Source organism: Granulicella pectinivorans (genome assembly GCF_900114625.1).
GTDB lineage: Bacteria > Acidobacteriota > Terriglobia > Terriglobales > Acidobacteriaceae > Edaphobacter > Edaphobacter pectinivorans.
This window is the reverse complement of record NZ_FOZL01000001.1, coordinates 3,643,325-3,667,691: the sequence shown is the minus strand read 5'-3', so window position 1 is coordinate 3,667,691 and position 24,367 is coordinate 3,643,325. Positions and strand designations below refer to the sequence as shown.

Here is a 24,367-nt window from a genome sequence, read left to right as displayed (position 1 = left end):
GATGGTTCTCGAATGGTCCCTGGATTGCAAATTCCTGGAGAGAGAATTGGAGATTGCTCAACCATGAAGATGCTTCGCCGGGCCCCGTTGTTCGTCTTGCTAGCCACAACTACCATTGCGGTGAGCGCGGCAACCGTGCAAACGTCCTCAACATGCCAACGCATCATCCGCGAATACCGCGAAAAGATGGTCCGCAATCCTGTCAGCAAAGCGACCGCCGCGCGCTGGGCCGAATGGGGAAAGACGCACCCGAACTTCAAATCGCATCCCCGGCCCCGGTTCAAACTGACTCCGGAGGAGATCGTGCATAAGGTGGACTTCGCCTGCGAAGTTCCAAGAATCAAAGTTCCGGAGATCGCCGAACTCGTTCCTCCGATGATTCCCGACTTCTCCTTTCCACCCGACGTCCCGAACCTTCCTCCGGAAGCGCCGCCGCAGATTACTGAAATTGCAACCGTCGGCAGCCCAGGGGCTCCTACGGTCTTCCCGCCTTACAACCCGGTTGGCGTCCTTCCCCCGGGGCTGACGCCTGTTCCTGAGCCGTCATCATGGCTCCTTGCTCTCACAGGCATCCTGATCGTGGCGTTCTCGCGCAAGAGACTTGCCGGGCGGCGGCAGGAAAGCAGATGTAGCAACCCGTCATAGCGATCACCCAAAAGTTGTAGTGGCGTACATCGTTTGTGTGATGGTCGCCGGGCAACCCGCAGCGGATCCTTAGTCCCTAAGGTCCTCCCTCATGCGCGCTCTCAAAGTTGCTGGAAGTCTCGCCGTATTCGTTGCTTTGATCCTGAGCGGAAGGTCTGCGTCCGGGCAAAACGCACCACGCGATGCGGTTCGGGTCACCTGCTCCTGCGAGGATGCCGTCGGAAAGGCGTATGCGGATGCCTTGCGGAATGCACTCACCGGGAGCAAGCACTTCCGCGTGATGGCAGTGGGTGAGCTCCTGGATCAGGAGCCGATCAGCATCAACATCGTCTCTCTCCCCATCGGAGACGGTCCGAATGGTCAACCGCGAACCGTCATCTCGGTCGTCTCGATGCGTGGAGGAGCAATGACCCACCAACTGATCGAGACCTGCAACAAGATCGAGATCGAATCCTCAGCCCAGGCGAAGTTGCTGGAACTCGTCAATTGGAAGTAAGGCTGCCCTGCGAACGCCGCAGAGAAGTCTAATGCGACGAGCGTGACTGGATCGTCTTCGACGGTGCCGGAATCCATCGATACAGTGTCGATAAGGAAACTCCCAGGCTATTCGCCGCCTCGCTGGGGGGCATGCCGCTCGCCAGCAGTTTACGGGCGTGCAGAATCTTGCTGTCCGTCATTTGCCGGCGCCTTCCACCTGTCCGCCCTGTTTTTTTGGCTACTTCACGGCCCGCTAAGGTGCGTTCCAGCGCCAATTCCCGTTCCATATTGGCCAGATCGATCACAAATTCACAGAACGAGCGGCCTTTGCCAGTTCTCGTGTCGATGCCATCCCGCAGGCTCCGGAGATGAACACCTCGCTTGCGAAGGTCGGTCAGAAGCGCTTCGAGCTTCTTCACGCTGCAGCCGAATCGATCCAGCTTCCAGACTACCAGCGTGTCTCCCCGTTTGAGGGACGCTTGAAGCCGGGAGAAGCCAGGCAGCGAAACGCAGTTCGCCGATCCCTGATCCTCAAAAATCTCTCGACAGCCTGCTTCGATCAGGCTCTTTCGCTGTGGTTTGATATCTTCTTCCGGGGTACAGACTCGGGCGTAGCCAAGGATCATCAGAAACTCTCATACAAAGTGCGAAGCGCTGCGAATGAAATCTCTACATAGGAAGTCGTCTGAAGCGGCGAATCAAGTCCCTGGAGTCATTCTGCAGGCAGCACGCAGAGTGGCATTTGTGATCGATCCGGCATTTCATCACTATTTCACGTTGTCCACTTGTATAGAGCGGTCGCATGAAACTACGAATTCCATTCGCTTATAATGAGCGCGACCAGGAAGAAAACCAACCTGCAACAACGGACAAAAAAGGACATTTGCAGACAAATCGTTCCACCAACCACCTGTTGCCCGGCCTCGCCTCCAGTCGGCTCCATTCCTGGAAGGAGATTGCTGCGTTCTTCAATCGGGATGTACGCACTGTAAGGCGATGGGAAATCGAGCGGAAGATGCCGGTGTATCGCGTTCCGGGAGGTCCAAGGAGCGGCGTCTACGCATACGTCAACGAACTCGAACGGTGGCTCCGAGACGACGGCGGGAGATCTCTCACGGAGCAGCAATGCGTTGAGATGCGGCATCTGTCAACGGTAGAGGTGGTCCTGCCGGCCGCGCCGGAACGATCATCTTCCAAGGATCCTGCTCCATCGTCACCAATCAGCGTGCCTGGCGCGCACGAGCGCGGTCATTGGATTTCCATGGCCCTGAAACTGGCACTCGGCATTGCGTGCTGTTTGGCAGTCGTCTGGTTTCTACGCGCGCATCATGTTGCATCGACTTCGTTGCAGGGGTTCACACATGCTGGCTTGAGAGAGGACGTCGAGGCCCCGGAGGCGCAGGACCTGTATCTGCGTGGTCGCTATTTCTGGAACCTTCGTACTGAAGAAGGAGTCAAGCAGGGGCTAGCGCTCTTCTCGAAGGCGGCTGACCAGGATCCCCATTTTGCCGCAGCCTACGCAGGCATCGCCGACAGCTACATTCTGATCCGTCAATACGGCCACATGCCCGATTCCCAGGCGTTTCCCCTGGCGCTCAAGGCCAGCCAGAGGGCGCTCGCCTTGGATGCGAACTCATTTGAGGGCCATAGAAGCTACGCCTTTGTCCTTAATTATTGGATGTGGAACTTTCATGCCGCTGAGGATGAGTTCCGCAAGGTCATCGCCCTCCGCCCGGACGACGCTCTGGGGCATCACTGGTATGCCACCTCTCTTTACTCCAACGGCCGCTTCCACGATGCCCTGGAGGAGATCGAAATCGCTCGACAGTTGCAGCCGGAATCGATCGCCATTCTGGCAAACCGCGACCTGTTACTCGCGCAGATGGATCAACAAGCCGCCTTCACTGACCTGCTCCTGTTGGAAGATGCCAATCCTTCTTTTCCCCCCATCCACAGCTATCTGGCGGAGATTCACCTCACCCGTGGAGAGCTGAAACAGTATTTAGAGGAGAGCTGGCTGGCGGCATCGCTGTCCGGCGATGCGCAACGGGCTCAGATTATCCAGCATGCGCAGAGCGAACTTGCAGCCCGGGGTTCCAGGGCAACACTGTTGCGTCTTGCCGATGGATACGCTGATCTGGCCGACAGAGAGTTTCCAGACGCCATGACCCCGGCATTTCTCTACGCGCGCCTTGGGGAGAAGCAGCGCGCTCTTCACTACCTGACTCTAGCTTGCGGCCGGCATGAATCAAGTTTCTTGCGAGTCGGATATGACAAAGCGTTTACATCTCTGAGTACGGACGTGACTTTCCAAAACCTACTGAGGCGACGGAACACTCCAATGGGAGCAGATGGCCCGTCCACCTCTTCCGGCTGCTAAGCGATGGTGGCATTCCCGCTTTGTCTCTACTCGATCGAGCTATGCTTTCCCCAGTCGAATCGCCTGCCCAGAATCCCCTTGACGATCAGGTGGTCCGTTGCGGAGGTCGGCCCTACTCCGACCCCTATGTTGATCTCCCACTTTGGCGAAACATTCAGGTCGGTCACGGCGAAGATCTGCTGCTGCTGATTATGCAGCGTGTCGAAAGAGCCCAGACGACCATAGTCGGCGTAGTACTCCACACCGCCGCTCACCTTGCGAGTAAAGTCGTAGCCGACCTTCGCCCCGGGGGCGAATCCCACGCCCTGCCTCACATCGGGACCATGCCACGTGCGCTCCAACGCGGGATTCACCGCGAGATACCAGCGACCGATCGTCTTGTCGATGATTGGCCGTATCTCCCACGTCCACGTATCCGGCGAGTAGACGGCCCTCTGGTACCCGACCTCTGTCGAAAGGCTAAGGCCAACGGGAAGGTGCCAACTATCCGGCGCGCGCACCCGTGGCCGGATATGGTCGCCGACCCACTGCACCCCTTGTCCGGCCTGCTCGCTGGTGAAGACGTAGAAGCCGATCTCCGACCAGCTATTGATCCCCTCGGTCAGCTCGAGCGTCTCGTGTTCCTGGTGGTTGGTGGGGATCACGCCACCGACAGAATACTTCTGGCCGATGGGTGTGAAGTTCGAGTGGATCTCAACCATCAGGTTCTTCGGCGGAACCGTGTCCGAGCCGTAGACCTGAATCTCATAGTTGCCCTGCGCCATCGCGTGATGCACTGAACAAAGAGCAAGGGCATATAGGAAGAGCTTTACGCAGCGGTGCAAAAGGGAATTAGGCATAGTCGAACACCATCATGAAGCCGCGGTCCATGTGATCCTGCTGGTGACAGTGAAAGAGGGTCTTGCCGGGATTATTCGCCACAAACTCGACTTCGGCGGTGCTAGCCGCGCGGACCAGCACGACATCCTTGTGTAAGCCGTGCAGTTCGGCGCTGCCGTCGACGCGGCGCACCTCAAACGTATGTCGATGCAGATGGATCGGATGGTCATCCATGCTGTCGTTTTTCATCACCAGTCGATAACGCTGCCCGGCTTGCAAAATCGGAGAATTCTTCTGCGGATAGCTCTGTCCATTGATGCGCCAAAGCTCCTGGTTTCCGTGTCCTTGAAACTTGGCATCGAAGACAAGGTTGATTCGCTTGGCGGTCGCGGCGTCTTTTGGTTCTGCCGCCTTGCCGGCGAACTGCTGATAGTCCCAGACGAGATCGTCCGGCTGGTTCCATACGGGTTTACCGCTCGAGTTCGCATACTCGAAGACAATTCCCATGCCGATGGCCTGGACATGTTTGCGGACTTCGCCCAGGATCCAGACTCCGGGATGGTTCATCGCAACGATGGCGGAGACACGCTCGGCAGGTGCGAGCCGCAGCATGGAGACCGACCGCGACTGAGGGAGGCTATTTCCGTCCAGTGCGATCACCTCGAAGCTGTGGCCCGAGAAGGACACCCAGTGAACCTCCGTCGGACTGCTGTTGAGCACATGCACCAGAACCCGCTCGCCGTGCTTCACTCTGACCGGTTCACCGAAGCCAAGCATCTTGCCGTTGATGGTGGCGAAGTCGTAGATGGGGTTCATCGAGCCATCGTCCCCACCCATCAGGCGGCCGCCCCAATCATGGAGCGCGAGAAAGACCTCGCGGTCGTACGCTCCGGGGCTCTCACTCCCTTCGATGAGCAGAAAGCCGTGGAGTCCGCTGTACTGTGCCTTCGTCAGATTCTTTCCTGCGAACGTGTGCGTGTGATACCAGCGAAATCCCGCCGGATCCGGCTTCATCCCATACCGCACGGTAGCCCCGGGAGCGATCATCGGCGTCCCCTCTTCCATCGCGCCGTCGATCTCCGACGGCAGCGTAAGGCCGTGCCAGTGAACGACCTCCGGGGAGGGGCTGCTGTTGCGGATCACAACGGATTGCTCCCGACCCTCTCGCATACGCAGCAACGGTCCAGGCACCTGTCCGTTATAGGCGAGCGTACGGATGTGATGTTTCGGCGATGCCTCCAGCGTATAAGGGGCGATCTCGAGCGCAATCTCAGAATCCCCAGTGCCATGAGCGATTCCGGGGATCAGCAGGGAACCGGTGGCTAGCCCGGAGAGCTGCGTGAATCGTCTGCGGGTCATCGCTGGCGGAGGTGCTTGATCGAACATGGTGCGAGTATCTCCGGCATACAAAAGAAGAAGTAAGCAAAACAAACGGACGTTTCGAAGGGGGCAACGCTAAGCTTTGGTCGTCAATTCGAGACCTCTTCCATGCGATCCGAAGGCCATCGTAAGAGGAATCGATGCTTCACTCTCCTGGATCGCAAGCGGCAGCGAGATTTCAAGCTGCGCTCCCCCGGATGGACGATTGAACGCGGCGACGCTTCCTCCGTGGGCGCGAGCCACGGCTGCCACAAAGGCCAGGCCGAGTCCGTGCCCGGTGGAGTTGCGTCCCTTGGTGCGTTGCTCAAACATGTGGTCGACCACTTCGTACGAGAAGCCCGGTCCGTCATCCTGAACAATCAGGACGGCATGCAACTCTTCCCGCCGAATGCCGATGCGGATGTTGCAGGACGGCGGAAGATGCTTGATCTCGTTATCGAGGAGATTGGCGACCATGCGATGGACAAGCGCGGCGTCGGCGTCAATGACCACGGAGCCGCCACTCTGCAATTGCACCCCTAAGCCCTTCTCGGACATAGAGGGTTCGTACAGATCGATCATGGAGCGCATCAGATCGTCGAGATCGATCTCCGACCGGTTCAACCGCAGTGCGTCGGCCTTGGCCTCCGCAACATCCAGCGAACTGTTGAGGAACTCGGTCAGGCGATCCAGTTCATCGATGGCCGAGACGATGGGCTCACCCTGATCGCTCCGCACACCGCTGGAGAGATACATCTCGAGCTTGCCGCGAATGGCCGTGAGAGGGCTTCTCAAGTCGTGCGCTAGCGAGTCGGTGATGGTGTGCAGTTGATGCATCGAGCTCTCGATGCGATCGAGCATGTGATTCAGGGTCCAGGCGAGTTGCGCCACTTCATCTCGGTTCTCGCTGCTCGGCACGCGACTGCTGATATCCGACTGACCGATGACGGAGGCGGCCTCCGTAATGCGCCGGACGTGTCCGAGCATCCGCCGTGTGGCATAGAAGACGATGAGGAATCCAAACAGGACGATCACCAGGCCGAGCACGACAAATTGAATCCGAAAGTTGCGCAGGACGCGCAGTTCGTCCCGCTCGGAGAGTCCGAGGTAGATGTGGCCGCCATCGGCTGTCTGCAGCGACGCCACGCGAAAGGGAATAGGGAAGCCAGCGACCTTGAGGTCGGAGGGCGCCTCGGGCTTGAGCTTCGCCTCACGGATGGCTTGCGCGGCGGAGGCGCCGTCGCCGCTCCCCACCCATAAGTTCATCGCGCCATCCGGCGTCGATTGCAGGAAGAAGACCGAGTCATTCTCAGGCCCGCTGGAACGGAGCTTATTCGGCACCTCGCGACTCGCGAGCTCGGCCACCTCGCCCACGAAACGCGAATAAAGCCGATCCTTCGGGGTGTGTTCCGCAACATCGCCCAGAACCTCGACTTCACCCGAAAGCCATGCATCACTGCGGCGTTGGATGTCCTCTGCGACAAAGCGATGCAACACCACGAAGACCAGCAGCGTCCCGCACGCAAAGGCCAGGGTGGCCCAAAGCGAGATGCGCCATGCAGCACTGCGAACATTGGGCCTATCGATCTTTGAGGACATAGCCTACCCCACGGAGTGTCTTGATGAGGGGCTCGCGTCCCTCGGTGTCGACCTTGTTGCGAAGCCGGTAAATATGCACGTCGACGACATTAGTGTCGGGCTGAATCCGCATGCCCCAGACCTGATCGAGAATCATGGAGCGAGTAACGACGCGACCCGCGTTGCGACACAGATATTCGAGAAGCACGAACTCCTGCGGCGTAAGTTGAAGCGACTCCCCACCCCGCGTGGACTCGCGGCGGAGCAGGTCGAGTTCGAGATCGAGCACACGCAGGCGGGACGCTTCATTGCTGGACTGGCTGTGCCGGCGCAGCAGATTCCGAAGCCGGGCCAGCAGTTCAGCCAGGGCAAACGGCTTGGTGAGATAGTCGTCGCCGCCCTGCTCCAGGCCGCGGACGCGGTCGTCGACGGTGCGGCGTGCGGAAAGAATGAGAACCGGAGACTTCACCCCACGCTGGCGCAGCCGCAGGATGAGGTTGATGCCGTCCATGTCAGGCAGGCCCAGATCGACGATCAATGCGTCGTGAGCGCCCTCGATCGCAAGCTGCTCGGCGGTCGCTCCATCGGTGGCAACTTCCACCTGATAGCCAGCCTCTGCAAGTGATCGTTTCAGGAAGCTTTGAATCTCGAGTTCGTCTTCTACGAGAAGGACGCGCATGGTCGGATAGTAGCCCATTTGAAGGGTGTTTTTCAGGGCCATCCTGTTTTCAAGGATTCATGACGGCAAAAATGAACGACTTGTCATTTTCGGGTTGGATACCGGTCATCTTCGCGGGATATATCTGAATCCAGAGCAGGTCTTGCCGCTTGGGGAAGCCGATGAAACATGGTGTCGCGGTCGTTGGAAGTTTTCTCGGAGGTCTTCTGGTCCTCCCGGTGTTCGTGGCGCTGTACCTGGCATACGGCAGGCCCCCGGTTGCAACGGCGGATGCTCCGTTTCCGTTTGAAGCGAGGATTGTGCAGCTGCCGCTTGAGGCCCGCATCCATCGTGAGATGCCGTCCACAGCCCCGGTGAGTGTAACCCCGGACACACTCGCAGCGGGGGCGCAGGTGTATCGTAACGAGTGCGTGGCCTGTCATGGAGCGCCCGGTAAACCTTCCAGCTTTGCCAGGACGATGTTTCCGGAGGCTCCACAACTCTGGGCGAAGCATAAAAGCGGGGTCGTCGGGGTAAGCGACGATCCGGTCGGTGAAACCTATTGGAAGGTCAGGAACGGCATTCGGCTCTCGGGAATGCCAGCCTACGGCCCGGTCATCTCTGACACGGAGATCTGGCAGGTGAGCCTTCTCCTCTCTGTCGCCGATAAGCCTCTTTCCACGGAAGTCATGACAACGCTCGCACCCTGATCAAGCGACGTCAATGAACACATTGTCATGGAGAAAGCTCATTCGGATCGAGTTGTGACCCGTCCAAGAAAACAGGAGAGCATCTCTTGCCAACGCTCGAAAGTACGATGGAACGTTCGGTTTTGAAACCACCCAGCGCGAGAGTCTCCGACGCGCCCGCGCGTGCGAAGCTCCAGGCGATGCTGCTGGAGCAGATGCCCCTGTCGGCGAACGTCGATCCGCGCCTGCGCGAGGCACTGGAGCATCTCCTCGAAAACCCGGGAAGCCTGTCCAGGCCTCGTCTCGCCATGCGCACCGCGATGGCCTACGGCCTCGCAGAGAAGCAGGCCTGCGATCTTGCAGTTGCGCTCGAGTACTTCCACACCGCATCCCTCGTCTTCGACGATCTGCCCTGCATGGATGACGCGGCGCAACGGCGCAATGTCGCCTGCGTTCATCTCGCGTTCGGAGAGTCGCAGGCAATCCTCGCGGCTCTCGCCCTGGTGAACCGCGCCTATGCGCTCCTCTGGCGCACGATCGCCTCCGGCCCAGGTAGCAGACTTTCCACCGCCGCCGATTATGTAGAGGAGAACCTCGGCACGGAAGGCTTGTTGAACGGTCAGAGCCTCGATCTGAACTATGGATCGCTGCCGCATGATGGCGAGACCACGGAGCGGATCGCATACGGCAAGACGGTCTCCCTGATTCGTCTCTCGCTCGTGCTTCCTGCCATCCTCGGCGATGCCGGAGACACAGAGGTCCATCTGCTGGAACGGGTCGCGCGCTATTGGGGATTCGCGTATCAGGTCCTCGACGATCTGAAGGATGTTCTCGAAAGCTCCGGTGAGACCGGCAAGACAGGCGGTCGCGATGCGGTCCTGGATCGCCCCAACGTCTCGTTGTCGATCGGAACGGAACCGGCCATCCGGCGTCTGACGCAGTTCATCCGCATCGGCGATCGATCGCTTATGCGCCTCTTGCGCGAGCGACCGGAGTTGGTTTTCCTGGAGGAGCTCCGCAACGATCTCGAACGGCAGCTTGCCTCACTTCAAGCGCGTTACGACTTCGAAATCGAACGAGGGAGAGCATGATCTTCCTCAAGTTGATTCTGACGAACCTTCTGCGTCATCGCATCCGTTCCTTCATCAGCATTGCGGGTATCGCATTCAGCGTCGCTGCGATGCTGACCATCGTGACCATTCTGCAGGGCGCCATCGGCATGTTCTCGGGTATCCTCTCCAGCGATAGCGAACTCATTGTCTTCGAGCGCAACGTGTCGGACCTCTTCTTCAGCAGTGTGCCTTCGGATGCAGTAATCCAGATTCGAGGCTGGTCGATCGTGCAGCACGCAGACCCTGTGCTCTTCGGTGTGGTCTCGAGTGCGGATCACCCCATCATCACCTGCTTTGGCGTCACCTCCGCGGATGCCCGCATCCGCAAGGCGACATGGCAGGAAGGCAGCCGCGCGGACTTCGGGCAGCACGAAGACGATGTCGTGCTTGGTGGAAGAGCGGCGGAGTTCCTGAAGGCGCATCGTGGCGACCATGTGCAGATTGGCCACGGCACCTTCCACGTCATCGGCGTCGTGAAGACCGCCAATGGCTTTGAGGATGGCGGCGTGTTTATGCCACTTGCCTCCGCGCAGACCTTCTTCCACAAGGAAGAATCATCGTCCGTGATTACAGTGAAGCTCCAGGACAAAGACCAGACCGCACGATTCAAGGCCATGGTGAAGGAGAAGTTCCCGAACCTGATCGCGCTCGAAGACGCTGAGTTCGAACGCTCCTATTCGCAGTTCAAGATTCTCAAGGCGACGGCCTGGGCGGTCGGCGGATGCGGTCTTCTTCTCGGTGGCCTTGGTGTGGCGAACACGATGATCATGTCGGTGTTCACGCGCATCCGCGAGATCGCGATTCTGCGCGTAAACGGCTTCTCCAACGGACAGATCGCGGGCATGATCTTCGGTGAGTCGGCCCTCGTCTCGATCCTCGGTGCAATCGTTGGTCTGCTCATCGGGAGCGGGTTTCTCTTCGGCCTTAAGTTCGTGCCCGCGTTGCATGGGTACGTCGACGTGACGATTCAAGGCGTAGTCGTCTTGACCGTCATCGTCCTTGCCCTGGTCACGGGTGCCATGGGGGCGCTCTACCCGGCGGCGTACGCCATGAAGATACGCGCGGTGGAGGCGCTTCGATTCGAATGAGTTCACTCAGCGCAGCAACGCAGACGAACATCGTGCTTTGCGCAGAAGGTGTCTGGAAGAGCTACGACGACGGCGCCATCACGGTGCTGAAGGGCGTGGACTTCACGGCAGAACAGGGCAGAACGGTGGCCTTGTGCGGCCCTTCGGGCTGCGGCAAGAGCACGCTCCTCCATCTGCTGGGCGGCCTCGATCAACCGGATCGGGGCCTGCTCGCCGTGAACGGCAAGGAACTCAATCGCCATCACGATTCATTGAAGCTTCTGCGCCACGAGGTAGGCTTCGTCTTCCAGTTACACAACCTCATTCCGGACCTCACGCTCGAAGAGAACTGCCTCATCCCCACCGTTGCCGCAGGACTAAACAGAAAGGCTGCGCAGGAGCGCCTCCGTGAACTGACGGAAAGAACCGGATTGAGCCATCGCCTGGATCACCGCATCCAAAAGCTCTCCGGCGGCGAACGCCAGCGCACCGCACTCTGCAGGGCCTTGATGAATCGTCCCGGCATCCTGCTGGCGGATGAACCGACGGGCTCTCTTGACGAGGCAACCAGCGAGTCCGTGTTTCAGCTCCTGCTGGAGATCGTAGCGAACGAAGCGGTGACTCTGGTGATGGCGACCCATGATCGCGCGCTGGCCCATCGTTGCGATCGCATGATCGAGATGCACGACGGGAGGATTCGTGAGTCTCTCTAGGAGCACCGTCGTGCTGAGATCGGAGAACGCGGGCCTCAAGCCTTTCCGGATCAGCAACGTGGCACCTCGTCCGAATGCGATTGCGCTTGCGTCGTGGCATAGCCTGGCATGGCTGGTCTTCGCGAATGCTGTCGGTGTCCTCATCGCCGCGCTTCTTCTCATGCCGCGGATCAATACGTTGCTTACCCCATGGACGTATGGCCGATGGATGCCGGTTCACATCGATCTCCAGCTCTACGGCTGGTGCAGTCTCCCTCTGGTTGGCTTCCTCTTGCGAGCCTACGGTGCAGACGCGGGTTGGACCGCCGCATGGTGCCGCCCGGTCCTCTGGATCTGGTCCACCGCGCTCGGCGTCGGCGCGCTCTCGTGGATCACGGGACATTCTAGTGGCAAGCTCTTCCTGGACTGGGTCGGCTATCCAAGAGTCCTCTTTCCGCTCGCCTTGATGGCCCTCTGGGCTCTGTTGGTGGCAGCCTTCGCGGCAAGCTGGAGCGTCGAGAGGACAATAGGCAGGTGGGTCAAGGGCATTGGCCTGGTGGCATTGTTCGCCATCCCTCTGCTCATCTACGTGGCCGCAAGTCCGAATCTCTATCCGCCCATCAATCCCGATAGCGGCGGCCCGACGGGCGCGAGCCAGTTGGAGTCTACGCTGGTCATCGTCGCCGTCCTGCTTTTCCTGCCCCTGGGACTGACCTCAGGCCGGCAACGTCGCTCCTCGTCTCGCGTCTTCTGCTGGTTGGTGTTCGCTGCGGAAACCCTGCTGTGCCTAGGGCTCGGACGCGCCGACGTGAGCCATCATCGTCCCGTGCAGTTCATGAGCCTTGCCAGCCTCCTCGTGTGGCTGCCTCTCATCCCGATGTACTACGCGGGATTCATGTGGCACCCGAATACAAAGCGCTGGCGTATCGCCTTCCTGGCTTGGTGGGTCGTTCTGGTCCCAACGGGATGGTCCCTGTTCTTACCCGGAGTCCTCGATCACTTCAAGTTCACCGATGGCCTCGTGGGACACTCCCTGCTCGCAATGGCGGGCTTCGTTTCAAGCCTGCTGATCTTCGTCATGGTACAGATGCTGGGTAACGACGGATGGATCTTCAACGGCACGTGGTCCTTCTACGTATGGCATCTCAGCGTGCTGGCTTACGTCGCGATCATGTTCATCGCCGGATGGCATGAGGGCACCAACCCGACGTTCAACATCCTTCCCGGTGCGGCGCGCAACGGTATCTACGCGCTACGTCTGCTGTTGGGCGTACTGATCTTCCTCGCGTCGTTGGACTGGCTGATCGATGCCAATACGATGTTGCGCGAAAAGGAAGCGGAAGCCGCAGGAGTCACAGCATGAAGAAGTCCCAGCTCTTACTCGCCTATCAACTCTTGATCGGAGCGTCCGACTCCGCAACCGGTCTTCTGCTGCTCGTGGCGCCGGCCTTGACGCTTCACCTGATGAGGCTGCAGGCCCCGGACACCGCACTCCCGTATCTCTCGTACATCGGAGCCTTCGTGTTGTCCGTAGGTCTCGCCTGTTGGTACGGTGCGATGTTGGCTGCGCGACCGGGTTCGCTGGCGAAGCTTGAGGTCGTGTGGCTTCTGACGGGTATCACGCGGGCTATCGTCGCCCTGTTCGTCTTGACGAAGATCCTCTCAGGCGGGCTGGAAGCAGGCTGGTTGACGGTTGCAGTCTCCGACGGCGTGCTCGCCGGGCTTCAGTTTGTCGGACTGGCACGAGGCTGGTTGCGCGATGCCACGCTGTAGCCGCATCGCCTCCGGCTGGCGGGGCATCAGCCTCGTCGCGATCACCTATGTCTATTTCCTCATCTTTGCGCAGTTCGGTTTTCTCAAGCGTCTCGCCCAACTGGAGATTACAGATTCTCATCTGAAGGCCGTCATGGCGGCAATGGCCGCTGGTGGCATTCTGCTAAGCCTCCTCGCGCCTCGTGTCTCTTGGCTGAGCAAGCCCGAATCTCGCCTGCAGGTCGCGTTTGCCCTCTCCGGCGGAGCAGCCCTGCTTTCGCTTCTGCCGCTTGGGCTCCCCGCAAGCATCGCCGTCTCGTTCCTCATCGGCACCGGCCTCGGCCTGCTGACCGTCACGCTCGTCACCCATCTGCGTCGTTGGCTTGGAGCCGGCGAGGAGCTGCTCAAGGTCGGTCTCGGCACCGGCCTCGGCTATCTCATCTGCAACCTTCCCCTGTTGTTCACAAGCGGCCCGCAAACGCAGGCGTGGACCTCGGCAGCCCTGTGTGCAGCCGGAATCGCGATCGCCGGCAAGACGCAGCCGGAAGAAACGCGTGAGGTTCGCAGCAGCGTCCGAAAGCCGATGTCTTTCCCGGTCGTGTTGCTCTGTTTCACGGCGCTCGTCTGGCTGGACTCGGCCGCCTTCTTCATCATCCAGAGCACTCCTGCTCTCAAGGCCGGCACCTGGCAGGGTGCGCTGCATCTCTGGGCCAATGGAGTGCTGCACCTGGTCGCCGCCTGCGGTTCGGCGTGGCTTCTGCGCCGCCGCGGACTTTCCTTCGTATTGTCTGCCGCCTTCGCTGCGTTGGCATGTGCATGCGTCCTTCTGCTTGAGCCGAATCGCGTAGCCCTTGCCTCACTCTTCTATCCCATCGGCGTTTCGCTCTACTCCGTCGCTCTCGTCGGATATCCCGCTCTGCTTGCTCCCGCCACGTCAACCGAGGAGCGCGCACGCAAGGCCGGATGGATCTATGCGATAGCCGGTTGGATGGGATCGGCTCTGGGGATCGGGATGGGACAGAATCTGGGGCACGTCCCGGTCGCCTTCGTGCTGCTGGCCGGAGCGGTTGTGCTCGCTCAACCCATCCTCGCGCTCCTTCGCACCCGCCGCCGCGAGGTGCTGGCGACGGCAGTCATTCTCGTCACGGCCTTCGCTGTCGATAAGCTAACGACCGCGCTCGGTGCGACCCGGCCTTCACCCTCCCAGGTGGAGCGAGGCCGGCAGGTCTACATCCAGGAAGGCTGCATCCAGTGCCATTCCCAGTACGTCCGCCCCGGCTCAGCCGATGTCCTGATGTGGGGGCCCGTGCAGACCATGGACGAACTACGGCGGCAACATCCGCCGCTGATTGGAAACCGCCGCCAAGGGCCCGACCTTGCGGAGGTCGGAACGCGGCGCTCCGCACTCTGGCTCAGAATGCACTTCGAGGATCCAGCGGCGTTGACGCACGGATCGTTCATGCCTTCGTACGCATCGTTGTTCCGCACGGGGAGTCGCGGTGAGGACCTCGTGGTCTATCTGCAAAGCCTGCGTGGCGAAGGCGAAGCGCAGCAGCGTCGGGCGGAGGACGCATGGCAGCTCTCGCCGGAGAGTGTGCAGCACGCGAACGCGGGAGAAGGAGCCGGACTGTTCCTCACCTACTGCTCGACCTGCCACGCCGAATCCGGTCAGACTCGCGCGCGTTGGAACAAGGCGTTCCGCAGAATGCCCCCGAATCTGATGCGTGGCCCTCTCCTCTCTCTCGACCCAGCCGCATCGCCCGAGGCGCAAAGGGAGCATTTGTCCCACCTTATCAAGTTTGGAATTCCGGGGACCGACATGCCCGGTCACGAGTACATGCCCGATACCGGGATCGCCGCGCTGAGCCTTTGGCTGAGTGAGGTCAGCCCGGCAACCCAGCCCACCGCAGCGACTCACGACACGCAAGGAGCTACACCATGAAGATGCATCTCCCTCTCTCCGCCCTCACCCTCCTCCTCGCGGGCACCGCCTTCGCGCAGCGCCAGACGCTCGCCGTCCAGCCGGATGCCAGCGCGGTCAGCTTCTCGCTCGGCGCGACCGACCACGCCACGAAGGGCAACTTCCATGTGGAGAAGGGAACCGTCACCTTCGACCCAAAGACCTCCGCGATGGAGGGCCTCGTAGTCGTAGCCGCTGGAAGCGGAAAGACCGGCAACGACAGCCGCGACAAGAAGATGACCAAGGAGGTACTCGACGCAGCCCACTTCGCGGAGGTCACCTTCGCCCCCGCGTCCTTCCAGGGAAAGATCGCCCCCGCCGGCGACTCGACGATCCAGGTGACCGGCACCTTCACCCTGCACGGAACCCCGCACCCGATGACCGTCCCCATGCAGATTCACATCGATGGTGCGTCCTTCAAGGGCCAAACCCATTTCGTCGTGCCCTATGTGCAGTGGGGCTTGAAGGATCCCAGTATCTTCATCCTGAAGGTCGCCAAAGAAGTGGAGGTCGATCTGACGCTAGCGGGCACACTCGACGCTGCGCACTAACGGACGCCTTCCGTACTGCGGTCAACAGAGAACTTAATACCCATTTCAGCGGGAACGCGATGTATGCTGGCGGCGGAGGTTCCGATGACTTCTACCGCACACCACGGCTACGGCGCAGGTGACGATCTCCAGCAGCCACTTAGCGTCGCGTTCCTGCCCCTTCTGGGCAGCCTCATCTTTACCGGCGCGGCCGTCCTCGCAATCTGCGGTCTCCCCCGCGCCAACTCCCTTACCTGGGCTGGCGTCTTCGGATACGCCATCTGCTACGTGCTCATCGCGCTCCTCGCCCACTCCATCACCATGTGGGCCGTGTGCCGCGGCTTCCGCGCTCAGCTTGACGCCTCGGCGGGCCCTCTGATCATCGGCCTCTGGATGGCCGTCGCATGGCTGCCCCTCCTCTGGATTCTCGTGCAGGAACACTCCGCCTGGGTGGCAGCAGTCCCTCCACTCATCGCTGGCCATGGCGTCGTCTTCCTCCGCCGTTGGCTGGGTACCGCCGAGCTCCCCGACGAACCCGAGACCAGGAGCCTCTTCGCAATGAGGGAAGAGCCCTCCCTCCTGTCCGTTGTAGCCGCGCCCGCTCTCTCGGCCCTTGCCTTCCAGGCCGGCATCGTCCTCATCATCCTCGATCAGCCCTTCACCGCCGGCCTCCTCATGGCTGCCGGTGCCGTCTACCCTGTCTGGCGCTTCCCCATGCGGATGAAGGTGAGCACCGGCGCTCGCCGCCGCTCCGTCGCGATCGGCTCCTTCGACGTTCTTCTCCTCACCTCAATCGCGCTGATCCCATTCCTCCGCAGCGTCGTGCTGATGGGCGGGCTCGGTGGCCTTCTGCCTCACGTCGCCGCCAGCGGAGCCGCACCCGCGATGAAGGGAGCCGTCGAGAAGCCCGCGGCAAGCGACTACTCCGGCATCATCCTCTTCGTCCCCGCGAAACCGAAGGAGAAGCTGGTGCCTCCTCCCCCCATGCAACACACGGCTCTTCTGGGCGCACACGCCAAGCCCCTCGTCATCCCCTTCGACGGCGCGTACTGGTACTTTAAGGTCCCCGATCCCAGGCCCAAGCCGGACGCGCGCGTCGTCAAGGGCGATCCCATCAAGGCCAACGTCCACTCCACCGACTTCCGTCCCCTTGCCATGGAGGCCCACCAGATGCTCGGCTCGCCCATCCGCATGGACTGCTGCACCTCCATGCGCGTATCCATCCGCAACGGCGACAACCGCATCGGTGCCATCCACGTAGAGCTCATCCTGAAGGAGAAGGGCCGGTCCCAATCCCTGGGCACTGAGGTCCTCCGTTCAAGCGTCGCGACCCAGATCCCCCTCGACCGCGCTCCGGTCGACGAGACCCTGAGCTTCCCGATCCCGGCCTCCGTCAAGGCGAAGAAGTTCGACGAGATCGCCGTCGTCATCAAGGCCGCACGCGAGCGATCGCGTGCGGGAGCAAAGCTCGCCGTGCAGGAGTTCACACTGGTGCCATAGCCTTCTGTCCGAAAGAGTGTCATGTATCCGACATAGCGGTCGATTTCTGCGGAAAAGCTCGTCGTATGCCCCTCTAAACGCATCCGTGCTTTTAAACGTGAGCTAGAATCTGCTCGCAAGGGCAGGAATCCAGGAGGATCATCCTCGAGATGGCGGTATCAGTCTCCAGTACGTCGACCATAAGGCGCGCCCTCGGCTATCCGTGCGCGCTTGCGCTTCCTTGGCTCGCGGTCATGGGGACGCAGCGGTTCACGGTGCTGCACGATACTCCTCTGGCGCTCAGCTTCGTCGCCGTCGCCATCGTGGGTTTGTTGTTCACTCTTGTACCCTCCCTGCTTGCGGTGGCAGTCACTGTGGTGGTCTACAACTATCAGATCCTGGAACCGGTGGGGCACTTCTCGCTGGGGGTGCAGCCTCTGCTACGGTGCGGGATTATTCTCTCGATCGGTCTCCTGCTGGTGGGATTTGGTGAGCGGAGACGCAGGGTCTCCGAGCGGTGGTGGGCGACGCTTCAGTCGCTGCAAGGGCACACCGATGCCCTTGCTCAGGCGCAGCAGGGCAGCAACTCGGCGGCATGGATGTTCGATGCGAAGACGCGTCGGACCTATTGGTATCCCGGCGGCAAAGAGATCTTCGGACGCTCACTCGAGGAGATATCGGCGATCGGCTCTCCCAACATGTTCGTATTGGAAGAGGACCGAAACGCGATCGCCGAGGCCGCAAAGAGGACGTCGACGACAGGGGCCCCGTTTCATGTTACGTTTCGCGTCCCTTGGCCAAATGGAGAGATTCACTGGCTGGAGGCCAACGGGGTGCCGATGCCTGGGGATCCTATGACCTGGCGCGGTGTGACGACGGACATCACCGATCGCAAGTTGACCGAAACGGCTCTTGTTCGCGCTGAGAAGCTCGCTGCGGCCGGGCGATTAGCCTCCTGCATCGCCCATGAGTTGAACAATCCCCTGACGGCGGTCACGAACCTGATCTATCTCGCGAAGAGCAAGGCGGTGGATGCCGACGCGTTGCTCTACCTGGCCAGTGCTGAGAGAGAATTGCGCCGGCTTGCGGAGATATCCAGCCAGACACTGCGGTTTCATCGGCAATCTGTCGATCCGGCAGCGTCGGACCTCGCGGAGGTTCTTGGTGATGTCCTGGACTTCTATGCCGGCAGGTGCGCGCAGGCCGGAATTCAGGTAAAGCTCGAGTCGTCGGGCAACTGCTCCCTCGTCTGCTGGCAGACCGAGCTTCGGCAGGTCCTCAGCACTCTGGTCCGCAACGCCATAGACGCCATGCCGAACGGCGGTACGCTCCGGGTGAGGGTCGGTCCAACCACAGCGTGGAGGGACGGTGCTGCATCTCTGCGGGTCACAATCGCCGACACCGGATTCGGGATGTCGCCCGCAGTCCAACGCCAGCTCTTCGAACCCTTCTTTACAACCAAAGCGGATGTCGGCGCAGGCCTCGGCCTTTGGGTCGCATCCGGAATCGTCGAACGTCACCGCGGAAGGCTCAGCGTGCGTAGCGCGACGGACCCGCAACGGTCGGGCTCTGTATTCCGCCTTGTCCTGCCATGCGCGGAGGTCGAGCAGCAGCAGCGTACAGCGGATGTGGAGGAGCTTGACGTCGATCATCAGGCCATGCGTTGAAAGCTCCGCAGCGCCCGAGCAGCAGCGCGATATACTGAAGAGTGTGAGCAAGACTTTTTATATCGAAACATTCGGCTGTCAGATGAACGCCCACGATTCCGAGAAGGTCATCGGAACCCTGGAGCATGAAGGCTACCTGCGCGTCGAGGACGAGGCCGAAGCCGGCTTGATCCTCTACAACACCTGCTCCATCCGCGATAAGGCCGAGCAAAAGGTCTTCCACCGGCTCAATGAGTACAAGCGGATGCAGGGCGAGGGCAAGAAGTTCGCCGTGATCGGTTGCGTCGCCCAGCAGGAAGGCACCAGGATCTTCGACAAGGCGCCGTACGTCTCGCTCGTCTCGGGCTCCGCCTCCTACCGCAATCTGCCACAGATGCTCGCGCGCCTCGAAGCCGGCGAAAACCGGATCACCGGCCTCGACGACCGTCAGACCGACGAGACCTTCGAGACCGAGTTCGTCGCTCGTACCAATCCGCATCGCGGCTACATCACCATCATCGAAGGCTGCGATAAGTTCTGCGCCTACTGCGTCGTCCCGTACACACGCGGCAAGGAGCGCTCACGCGCCGCGAACTCCGTCATCGACGAGGCGATCCGCATCGCCGACCAGGGCTTCACCGAGATCCAGCTCCTCGGTCAGAACGTCAACTCCTACAACGACCCCTCCGCCAAGATGACCTTCGCCGAACTCCTCGCCGCCGTGGGCAGCGTTCCCGGTATCAAGCGTGTCCGTTTCACCACCTCGCACCCGCGCGACTTCACCAAGGACATCGTCGACGCCATCGATGCCGTCCCGACCCTCTGCGATCACGTCCATCTTCCCGTCCAGAGCGGCTCGACCGCCGTCCTCAAGGCCATGAATCGCGAGTACACCCGCGATTGGTACCTGGAGCGCATTAGCTGGATCAAGGCCGCGAAGCGTGACATCAGCATGACCTCCGACATCATCGTCGGCTTCCCCGGCGAGACCGAGCAGGACCTCGAAGACACCGCGACCCTCCTCGAAGAGGTCGGCTACGATCAGGTCTTCGCCTTCAAGTACTCTCCGCGCCCCAACACCCCCGCCGTCACCCTCGCCGATTCCATCCCCGACGAGGTCAAGGTCGCTCGCCTTCAAGTAATTCTTGAACGCCAGCGAGCCATCCAGAAGGCCAGCTATCAGAGGCACTTGGGCGAGGTCATGGAGGTGATGGTTGAGGGCCACAACCATCAGCGCGGTCAGGTCACCGGACGCAGCTCCCAGAACAAAACCGTCAACTTCACTGTGACCGACCCCATCCTCCCGGCGACCGGCAGCTACCGCACCGTAAAGATCACGCAGACCTTTCCCAACAGCCTCGTAGGCGAGGCAGTGAGGGTCAACTAATGCCCATCGAAGAAGTCGAGATGCAGATTCGCGGTCTCATGATGGACCCCGTCACCAACATGCCCATCGTGGTCCTCAAGGATATCGCCAGCGACCAGGTCCTGCCCATCTGGGTCGGCCTCTTCGAGGCCAACGCCATCGCTCTCGAGCTCGAAAAAACGGCGACGCCACGCCCCATGACCCACGACCTCCTCCGCAACTTCGCCCGAGGCCTCAACGCCCGCGTGGAAAAGGTCGTCGTCAGCGAACTCCGTCAGGACACCTTCTACGCCGTTATCTGGATGGACCACGCCGGTGAGCGCGTCACCATCGACGCCCGCCCCTCCGACGCTATCGCCCTGGCCCTCCGCTCCGACTGCCCCATCTACGTAGCCCGCGACGTCCTCAACCGCTCCCGCCAGGTAGCCGACGGAGCAGGGAACATCAACGCCGAAGAGCTCCGCAAGTGGCTCGAAAACCTGAACGACGACGAGATGGGCCGTTACAAGATGTAAGGGGAGGCTGTGCTTGGGTGTTGCTGGAGCGGTGAAGTCGGTGGGACTGTCTGCGGTGGCGGCAGTGGAACGTGTTTTGCGTGGCACTCGCATGAAGCCGGATCCCGCCGCCGCCCGCAATGTCCTCGTCCTGGAGTACCGCCTGCCCCTCGGATGCTGCGTCCACCAGACGCCGTTCTACGAGGCCATGAAGCTGCGCCGTCCCGACGTCTCGATCACCGTCGCCACACGAGGCCTTGGTGCGGACTTCCTGCGCCATCATCCCTTCGTCGATCACGTTATCTCCACCTCGTCCGATGGCCTGAAAGACCCGCGCGCCGCTGCCCGCGAGGTGCGTGCCCAGTTGGCCGCGAAACAGATTCGCCCGGACTGCATCCTCACCGGCTTCTGGGACTCCCGCACTGTGATGGCCGTGATGGCGATGCTGACCGCCCCGGTCTGGCGTGGCGGCTATACCCTCGCCCCGGAGCTCTTTCAAAAGCCGCTCCAGCGCGACCGCTCCCTCAGCCAGATCGGCCTTGCCCTTAAGCTCGCAAAGCTCATGGGAGCAGAAACATCGCATCTCGAGCCGCGCGTCTTCTTCTCCGCAGCCGACCAGTCAGCCGCCCAGGCCTTGCTTGCCGCTGCGAACCCCACCGGTAAGCCCCTGGTCGTCATGGTTACCCAGGGAAGCGGCGGCCAAAGCACCGGATGGAAGGACGAGCGCAACGTCCAGGTCATCCGCTACATCACTGAAACCCTCGGATTCGCCCTGGTCTTCGTCGGCACCCCCGGCGATACCGCCCGCATCGAAACACTCCGCGAAGCCGCAGGCGGTGCCGGCACCTCGGTAGCCGGCAAAACAACGGTTACAGAGCTAGCCGCATTGCTAGCGATGAGCGATTGGGTCGTCTCCATCGACACCGGCACCATGCACGTCGGACGCGCCGTAGGTGTTCCCATGGTCGTCCTCGGCCCGTCGTGGCAGGCTCCCGAAGAGTGGATGCCGCTCGGCTTCGACCACATCAAGGTGATGCGCGGCGAAGACAAACCCCATGATCCTCCCGGCCCTCCGGGCTATCAACTCGATGAGATTCAAGCGGACTGGGTAACCACAGCACTCGACAGACTCATCCAGGCCTACCCCGCATCCTCTGAAGCCCGCGCATCCCGTATCGCACGTGGCCTCTCAACAGTGGACCACCGCTAAACCCACCCGCAAAGCTCAGCCACCCGTTCCGCCCACTCATCCTCCGTCGGCAGCGCAGGCAAAGTCACACTATGATGCGCCCCGCGCATCACCTTGCCGATCGCCTCCGTCATCGCAGGCAGCATCGAGCTTTCGTCTCCAAACAGCACCGTAGCCCACGGAGTATCTAGCAGAAGATCGCTCACCCCCGACTCCCGATGCAGCAACACCGGAATTCCTCGTTGCAGAGCCTCGACAGCCGGTATCCCATACCCCTGGATCGCCGGCATCAGGAACAGATGTGCACGGTCATACATCACCGCCAGCTCCGCATCCGGGACGAATCCGTGAAAGTGAACGCGGTCCGCGATGCCAAGCTCCGCGGCCATCTGCGTAAGCTCTCCCAGCAGAGGCCCCTTACCCGCAAGGTCGAGCTGCCAGTTCACCCGCGAGGACAACCGCATCGCCCCCATCTCCAGCGCGGCGAGCGACCGCAGAATCCAGTCGATCCGTTTATTCCCTTCAATCCGGCACACCGAGAGCATCCGCAACTCGCCCTCCACAGGCCGCACGACCGGCGCTCCACTCCTGCCAAACCCGCCCATCCGCGCAATCTCGGCGTGCACGCCGAAGTCCTTCAGGCACTCCGCCCGCAGAAACTCGCTCGTGACGATCGTCTTCCCCCCACTCCGCAGCCCCCACCCGATAATGGCGTTCGACACCGCCATCCGGATCCTTCCCTTGAGCGTACGCACGCTCTCATCCCCAAACAGCGAAACGCTGTCATGCATGATGCAGTGCGTCCCCCGCAACCCGGCCAGCGTCGCATGCAGAGCCGGCTGGTATCCGCTCAGCAGGGGCTTCAGCGGCGATTCACCACGCGCCGCAAAGTGCTGCTTCAGCGCAGCCACCTTGGCCCGCACTCCACCCACGGGCTCCAACGCCACCACCTCCACCGGGTGGGTAGCGTACTGGGCGATCTGGCAGCCATCGCGATACGTCAGAAAATAGTGCGGAAGCCCGCGCCGCTGCAGCCATCCCGAGAGTGCCAGGAAGCTGCGTTCCGCACCGCCAAGCTGCTCGATCTCGGCGATAAAGAGAGGCCGTGCCTCCCTAAGGGCTGCCTCCGGCTCGCTCATCGCACTCTCCTGGTCTACCGTGGACAAAGCGTCTCAAGCTGCGCGAAGAACTCCGGAAAGCTCACCGCCGCCGCCTCGGCTCCGTCGATCTCCGTGTCGCTCGTCGCCCGCAAAGCCGCGATCGAGAACGCCATCGCGATCCGGTGATCCAGCCCCGAGTCGATCGTCGCGCCATGCAGGGTCTGGTTCCCGGGAATATCCAGCCCGTCCTCGAACTCCGTGAACTGCGCGCCCATCGCCTTCAGGTTCTTCGCAACCAGCGCAATGCGGTCCGATTCCTTGATCCGCAGCTCCTTCGCATCGCGAATCCGAATCCCCCCGGTCGTGTAGGGAGCGATCGCCGCAATCACCGGCAGTTCATCGATCAACTGTGCCGAAAGCGCACCCGTAATGTCGACGCTTTTCAACCCACCCGGAGCGCGATTCACCTGGATCGTGCCGATCATCTCGCCGTTGTGCTCTTCCACATTCAGCACCTTGATCTTGCCGCCCAGCGCGACGATCACGTCCAGCAGAGCCGAACGCGTAGGATTCATCCCCAGCGAGTCCAGCACCAGGTTCGAGTCCTCGAACAGCAGAGCCGCGCACAAAAAGAACGCCGCCGAAGAAAGATCGCCCGGCACCACCAGCTCCGGAATCGCCGTCAGCCTCTGCCCACCTGGAATCGCCAGTCGATCCCCCGTCCGCGTCAGCGTCGCCCCAAAGGCCTTCAACGCATGCTCGGAGTGGTCGCGCGTACGAATTGCCTCCGACAGCGTAGTCGTCCCGTCCGCCTGGAAGCCCGCGAACAGCACCGCCGTCTTCACCTGCGCGGAGGGAATTGGCGTATCGAAGTCGATCGCCTTCAGCGGTCGTCCGTGGATCGTAATCGGCGCATGTCCCTCGGTCAGGTGCATCTCCGCGCCCATCATCGAAAGCGGCTTGCGGATCCGCTCCATCGGACGCGGCGTCAGCGACTCATCGCCGATCAGCGTATACGTCCCCGCATGCGGAGCAATCAATCCCGACAGCATCCGCATCGTCGAGCCCGAGTTCCCGCAATCCAGTGGCGCGGAAGGTGCGGTAAACACGCCGCCGGTACCGGTCACGGTCACGGTGCCGCGCTCACCTTTTTCCACGATAGCGCCCAGCGCCTCCATGCAGCCAAGCGTCGAATGCGGGTCAGCGCCCGTAGAAAAGTTCACGAGGCGTGTCGTGCCGGCGGCAATGCCGGCGAGCATGCCGTAACGGTGCGAGATAGACTTATCGCCGGGAAGGGTGAGGGAGCCTTGCAGGGTGCGGGCGGGACGTACGATCTGGGTAGACATTCACCTTCTATCTTAGCGGATGGAACTCA

General features: G+C 61.2%; 23 protein-coding genes. 16 read left to right on the top strand and 7 right to left on the bottom strand.

The features are described from left to right. Window positions 1–63 precede the first annotated feature (63 nt). Together BM400_RS14565 and BM400_RS14560 are read left to right on the top strand one after the other, a co-directional pair. Window positions 64–645 (top strand): PEP-CTERM sorting domain-containing protein, encoded by a 582-nt coding sequence (locus BM400_RS14565; RefSeq protein WP_089840042.1) that lies wholly within the window; start codon window positions 64–66, stop codon window positions 643–645. A 91-nt stretch (window positions 646–736) separates the two neighbouring features. Continuing rightward, a complete protein-coding gene (locus tag BM400_RS14560) occupies window positions 737–1,141 on the top strand; it encodes a hypothetical protein (protein WP_089840039.1) in 405 nt (134 codons plus the stop codon). Between the two features lie 28 nt (window positions 1,142–1,169). Here the strand turns inward: BM400_RS14560 and BM400_RS14555 are convergent, their stop codons facing one another. Next, window positions 1,170–1,748, bottom strand: coding sequence for a recombinase family protein (locus BM400_RS14555; RefSeq protein WP_089840037.1), 579 nt, complete (start codon window positions 1,746–1,748; stop codon window positions 1,170–1,172). A gap of 176 nt (window positions 1,749–1,924) precedes the next feature. On the opposite strand from BM400_RS14555, the gene BM400_RS14550 reads away from it, so the two are divergent. Further along, window positions 1,925–3,502: a tetratricopeptide repeat protein gene (locus BM400_RS14550; RefSeq protein ID WP_141223945.1), complete on the top strand. Its 1,578-nt coding sequence runs from the start codon at window positions 1,925–1,927 to the stop codon at window positions 3,500–3,502. A gap of 26 nt (window positions 3,503–3,528) precedes the next feature. On the opposite strand, the gene BM400_RS14545 is transcribed toward BM400_RS14550, so the two are convergent. The 4 genes from BM400_RS14545 to BM400_RS14530 form a co-directional block, all read right to left on the bottom strand. Beyond that, window positions 3,529–4,278, bottom strand: coding sequence for a hypothetical protein (locus BM400_RS14545; protein WP_245781880.1), 750 nt, complete (start codon window positions 4,276–4,278; stop codon window positions 3,529–3,531). 55 nt (window positions 4,279–4,333) lie between these two features. Then, complete coding sequence (locus tag BM400_RS14540) at window positions 4,334–5,707, bottom strand: multicopper oxidase family protein (RefSeq protein ID WP_089840030.1); 1,374 nt, start codon at window positions 5,705–5,707, stop codon at window positions 4,334–4,336. Window positions 5,708–5,776: 69 nt separating this feature from the next. Continuing rightward, the gene (locus BM400_RS14535; protein WP_089840028.1) at window positions 5,777–7,279 is read right to left on the bottom strand and encodes an ATP-binding protein; all 1,503 of its coding nucleotides are present in this window, start codon (window positions 7,277–7,279) and stop codon (window positions 5,777–5,779) included. Beyond that, window positions 7,260–7,937, bottom strand: coding sequence for a response regulator transcription factor (locus BM400_RS14530; protein ID WP_089841959.1), 678 nt, complete (start codon window positions 7,935–7,937; stop codon window positions 7,260–7,262). Before BM400_RS14530 ends, BM400_RS14535 begins: the two co-directional genes overlap by 20 nt. Window positions 7,938–8,098: 161 nt before the next feature. On the opposite strand from BM400_RS14530, the gene BM400_RS14525 reads away from it, so the two are divergent. From BM400_RS14525 to BM400_RS14465, 13 genes are all read left to right on the top strand, one after another. Then, on the top strand, window positions 8,099–8,626 hold the full coding sequence (locus BM400_RS14525; RefSeq protein WP_089840026.1) for a c-type cytochrome: 528 nt from the start codon (window positions 8,099–8,101) through the stop codon (window positions 8,624–8,626). An 86-nt stretch (window positions 8,627–8,712) separates the two neighbouring features. Beyond that, window positions 8,713–9,696, top strand: a complete 984-nt coding sequence (locus BM400_RS14520) for a polyprenyl synthetase family protein (protein ID WP_175529042.1) — start codon at window positions 8,713–8,715, stop codon at window positions 9,694–9,696. Next, the gene (locus BM400_RS14515; protein ID WP_089840021.1) at window positions 9,693–10,805 is read left to right on the top strand and encodes an ABC transporter permease; all 1,113 of its coding nucleotides are present in this window, start codon (window positions 9,693–9,695) and stop codon (window positions 10,803–10,805) included. The genes BM400_RS14520 and BM400_RS14515 overlap by 4 nt, the downstream gene beginning before the upstream one ends. Next, complete coding sequence (locus BM400_RS14510) at window positions 10,802–11,497, top strand: ABC transporter ATP-binding protein (RefSeq protein WP_089840017.1); 696 nt, start codon at window positions 10,802–10,804, stop codon at window positions 11,495–11,497. The genes BM400_RS14515 and BM400_RS14510 overlap by 4 nt, the downstream gene beginning before the upstream one ends. A 10-nt stretch (window positions 11,498–11,507) precedes the next feature. Continuing rightward, window positions 11,508–12,839 carry a heme-copper oxidase family protein gene (locus tag BM400_RS14505; RefSeq protein WP_089840015.1) on the top strand — a complete coding sequence of 444 codons (1,332 nt, stop codon included), beginning with the start codon at window positions 11,508–11,510 and terminating at the stop codon, window positions 12,837–12,839. Then, the gene (locus BM400_RS14500; protein WP_089840013.1) at window positions 12,836–13,249 is read left to right on the top strand and encodes a hypothetical protein; all 414 of its coding nucleotides are present in this window, start codon (window positions 12,836–12,838) and stop codon (window positions 13,247–13,249) included. Before BM400_RS14505 ends, BM400_RS14500 begins: the two co-directional genes overlap by 4 nt. Beyond that, window positions 13,236–15,170, top strand: a complete 1,935-nt coding sequence (locus tag BM400_RS14495) for a cbb3-type cytochrome c oxidase subunit II (RefSeq protein ID WP_089840011.1) — start codon at window positions 13,236–13,238, stop codon at window positions 15,168–15,170. The genes BM400_RS14500 and BM400_RS14495 overlap by 14 nt, the downstream gene beginning before the upstream one ends. Further along, entirely contained in the window at window positions 15,167–15,739 is a 573-nt protein-coding gene (locus BM400_RS14490; RefSeq protein WP_089840008.1) for a YceI family protein, read from the top strand. Before BM400_RS14495 ends, BM400_RS14490 begins: the two co-directional genes overlap by 4 nt. A gap of 84 nt (window positions 15,740–15,823) precedes the next feature. Beyond that, a complete protein-coding gene (locus tag BM400_RS14485) occupies window positions 15,824–17,218 on the top strand; it encodes a hypothetical protein (RefSeq protein WP_141223943.1) in 1,395 nt (464 codons plus the stop codon). 149 nt (window positions 17,219–17,367) lie between these two features. Next, window positions 17,368–18,864, top strand: a complete 1,497-nt coding sequence (locus tag BM400_RS14480) for a two-component system sensor histidine kinase NtrB (protein ID WP_089840003.1) — start codon at window positions 17,368–17,370, stop codon at window positions 18,862–18,864. A 43-nt stretch (window positions 18,865–18,907) separates the two neighbouring features. Continuing rightward, complete coding sequence (gene miaB, locus BM400_RS14475; RefSeq protein ID WP_245781879.1) at window positions 18,908–20,230, top strand: tRNA (N6-isopentenyl adenosine(37)-C2)-methylthiotransferase MiaB; 1,323 nt, start codon at window positions 18,908–18,910, stop codon at window positions 20,228–20,230. Next, entirely contained in the window at window positions 20,230–20,724 is a 495-nt protein-coding gene (locus BM400_RS14470; RefSeq protein ID WP_089839999.1) for a bifunctional nuclease family protein, read from the top strand. The genes miaB and BM400_RS14470 overlap by 1 nt, the downstream gene beginning before the upstream one ends. A gap of 13 nt (window positions 20,725–20,737) precedes the next feature. Beyond that, window positions 20,738–21,913: a glycosyltransferase family 9 protein gene (locus BM400_RS14465; RefSeq protein WP_141223942.1), complete on the top strand. Its 1,176-nt coding sequence runs from the start codon at window positions 20,738–20,740 to the stop codon at window positions 21,911–21,913. On the opposite strand, the gene BM400_RS14460 is transcribed toward BM400_RS14465, so the two are convergent. Continuing rightward, window positions 21,910–23,031, bottom strand: coding sequence for a glycosyltransferase (locus BM400_RS14460; RefSeq protein ID WP_089839994.1), 1,122 nt, complete (start codon window positions 23,029–23,031; stop codon window positions 21,910–21,912). The two genes, BM400_RS14465 and BM400_RS14460, sit on opposite strands and share 4 nt — an antisense overlap. 14 nt (window positions 23,032–23,045) lie before the next feature. Beyond that, window positions 23,046–24,338 (bottom strand): 3-phosphoshikimate 1-carboxyvinyltransferase, encoded by a 1,293-nt coding sequence (gene aroA / locus BM400_RS14455; protein ID WP_089839991.1) that lies wholly within the window; start codon window positions 24,336–24,338, stop codon window positions 23,046–23,048. Between the last annotated feature and the right edge of the window lie 29 nt (window positions 24,339–24,367).

Excerpts from the sequence above, each read along its gene's own strand:
- BM400_RS14565 (WP_089840042.1), top strand. The coding sequence starts at position 64 with ATGAAGATGCTTCGCCGGGCCCCGTTGTTCGTCTTGCTAGCCACAACT.
- BM400_RS14560 (WP_089840039.1), top strand. The coding sequence starts at position 737 with ATGCGCGCTCTCAAAGTTGCTGGAAGTCTCGCCGTATTCGTTGCTTTG.
- BM400_RS14555 (WP_089840037.1), bottom strand. The coding sequence starts at position 1,748 with ATGATCCTTGGCTACGCCCGAGTCTGTACCCCGGAAGAAGATATCAAA.
- BM400_RS14550 (WP_141223945.1), top strand. The coding sequence starts at position 1,925 with ATGAAACTACGAATTCCATTCGCTTATAATGAGCGCGACCAGGAAGAA.
- BM400_RS14540 (WP_089840030.1), bottom strand. The coding sequence starts at position 5,707 with ATGTTCGATCAAGCACCTCCGCCAGCGATGACCCGCAGACGATTCACG.
- BM400_RS14535 (WP_089840028.1), bottom strand. The coding sequence starts at position 7,279 with ATGTCCTCAAAGATCGATAGGCCCAATGTTCGCAGTGCTGCATGGCGC.
- BM400_RS14530 (WP_089841959.1), bottom strand. The coding sequence starts at position 7,937 with ATGCGCGTCCTTCTCGTAGAAGACGAACTCGAGATTCAAAGCTTCCTG.
- BM400_RS14525 (WP_089840026.1), top strand. The coding sequence starts at position 8,099 with ATGAAACATGGTGTCGCGGTCGTTGGAAGTTTTCTCGGAGGTCTTCTG.
- BM400_RS14515 (WP_089840021.1), top strand. The coding sequence starts at position 9,693 with ATGATCTTCCTCAAGTTGATTCTGACGAACCTTCTGCGTCATCGCATC.
- BM400_RS14510 (WP_089840017.1), top strand. The coding sequence starts at position 10,802 with ATGAGTTCACTCAGCGCAGCAACGCAGACGAACATCGTGCTTTGCGCA.
- BM400_RS14500 (WP_089840013.1), top strand. The coding sequence starts at position 12,836 with ATGAAGAAGTCCCAGCTCTTACTCGCCTATCAACTCTTGATCGGAGCG.
- BM400_RS14495 (WP_089840011.1), top strand. The coding sequence starts at position 13,236 with ATGCCACGCTGTAGCCGCATCGCCTCCGGCTGGCGGGGCATCAGCCTC.
- BM400_RS14490 (WP_089840008.1), top strand. The coding sequence starts at position 15,167 with ATGAAGATGCATCTCCCTCTCTCCGCCCTCACCCTCCTCCTCGCGGGC.
- BM400_RS14485 (WP_141223943.1), top strand. The coding sequence starts at position 15,824 with ATGACTTCTACCGCACACCACGGCTACGGCGCAGGTGACGATCTCCAG.
- BM400_RS14480 (WP_089840003.1), top strand. The coding sequence starts at position 17,368 with ATGGCGGTATCAGTCTCCAGTACGTCGACCATAAGGCGCGCCCTCGGC.
- BM400_RS14470 (WP_089839999.1), top strand. The coding sequence starts at position 20,230 with ATGCCCATCGAAGAAGTCGAGATGCAGATTCGCGGTCTCATGATGGAC.
- BM400_RS14460 (WP_089839994.1), bottom strand. The coding sequence starts at position 23,031 with ATGAGCGAGCCGGAGGCAGCCCTTAGGGAGGCACGGCCTCTCTTTATC.
- aroA (WP_089839991.1), bottom strand. The coding sequence starts at position 24,338 with ATGTCTACCCAGATCGTACGTCCCGCCCGCACCCTGCAAGGCTCCCTC.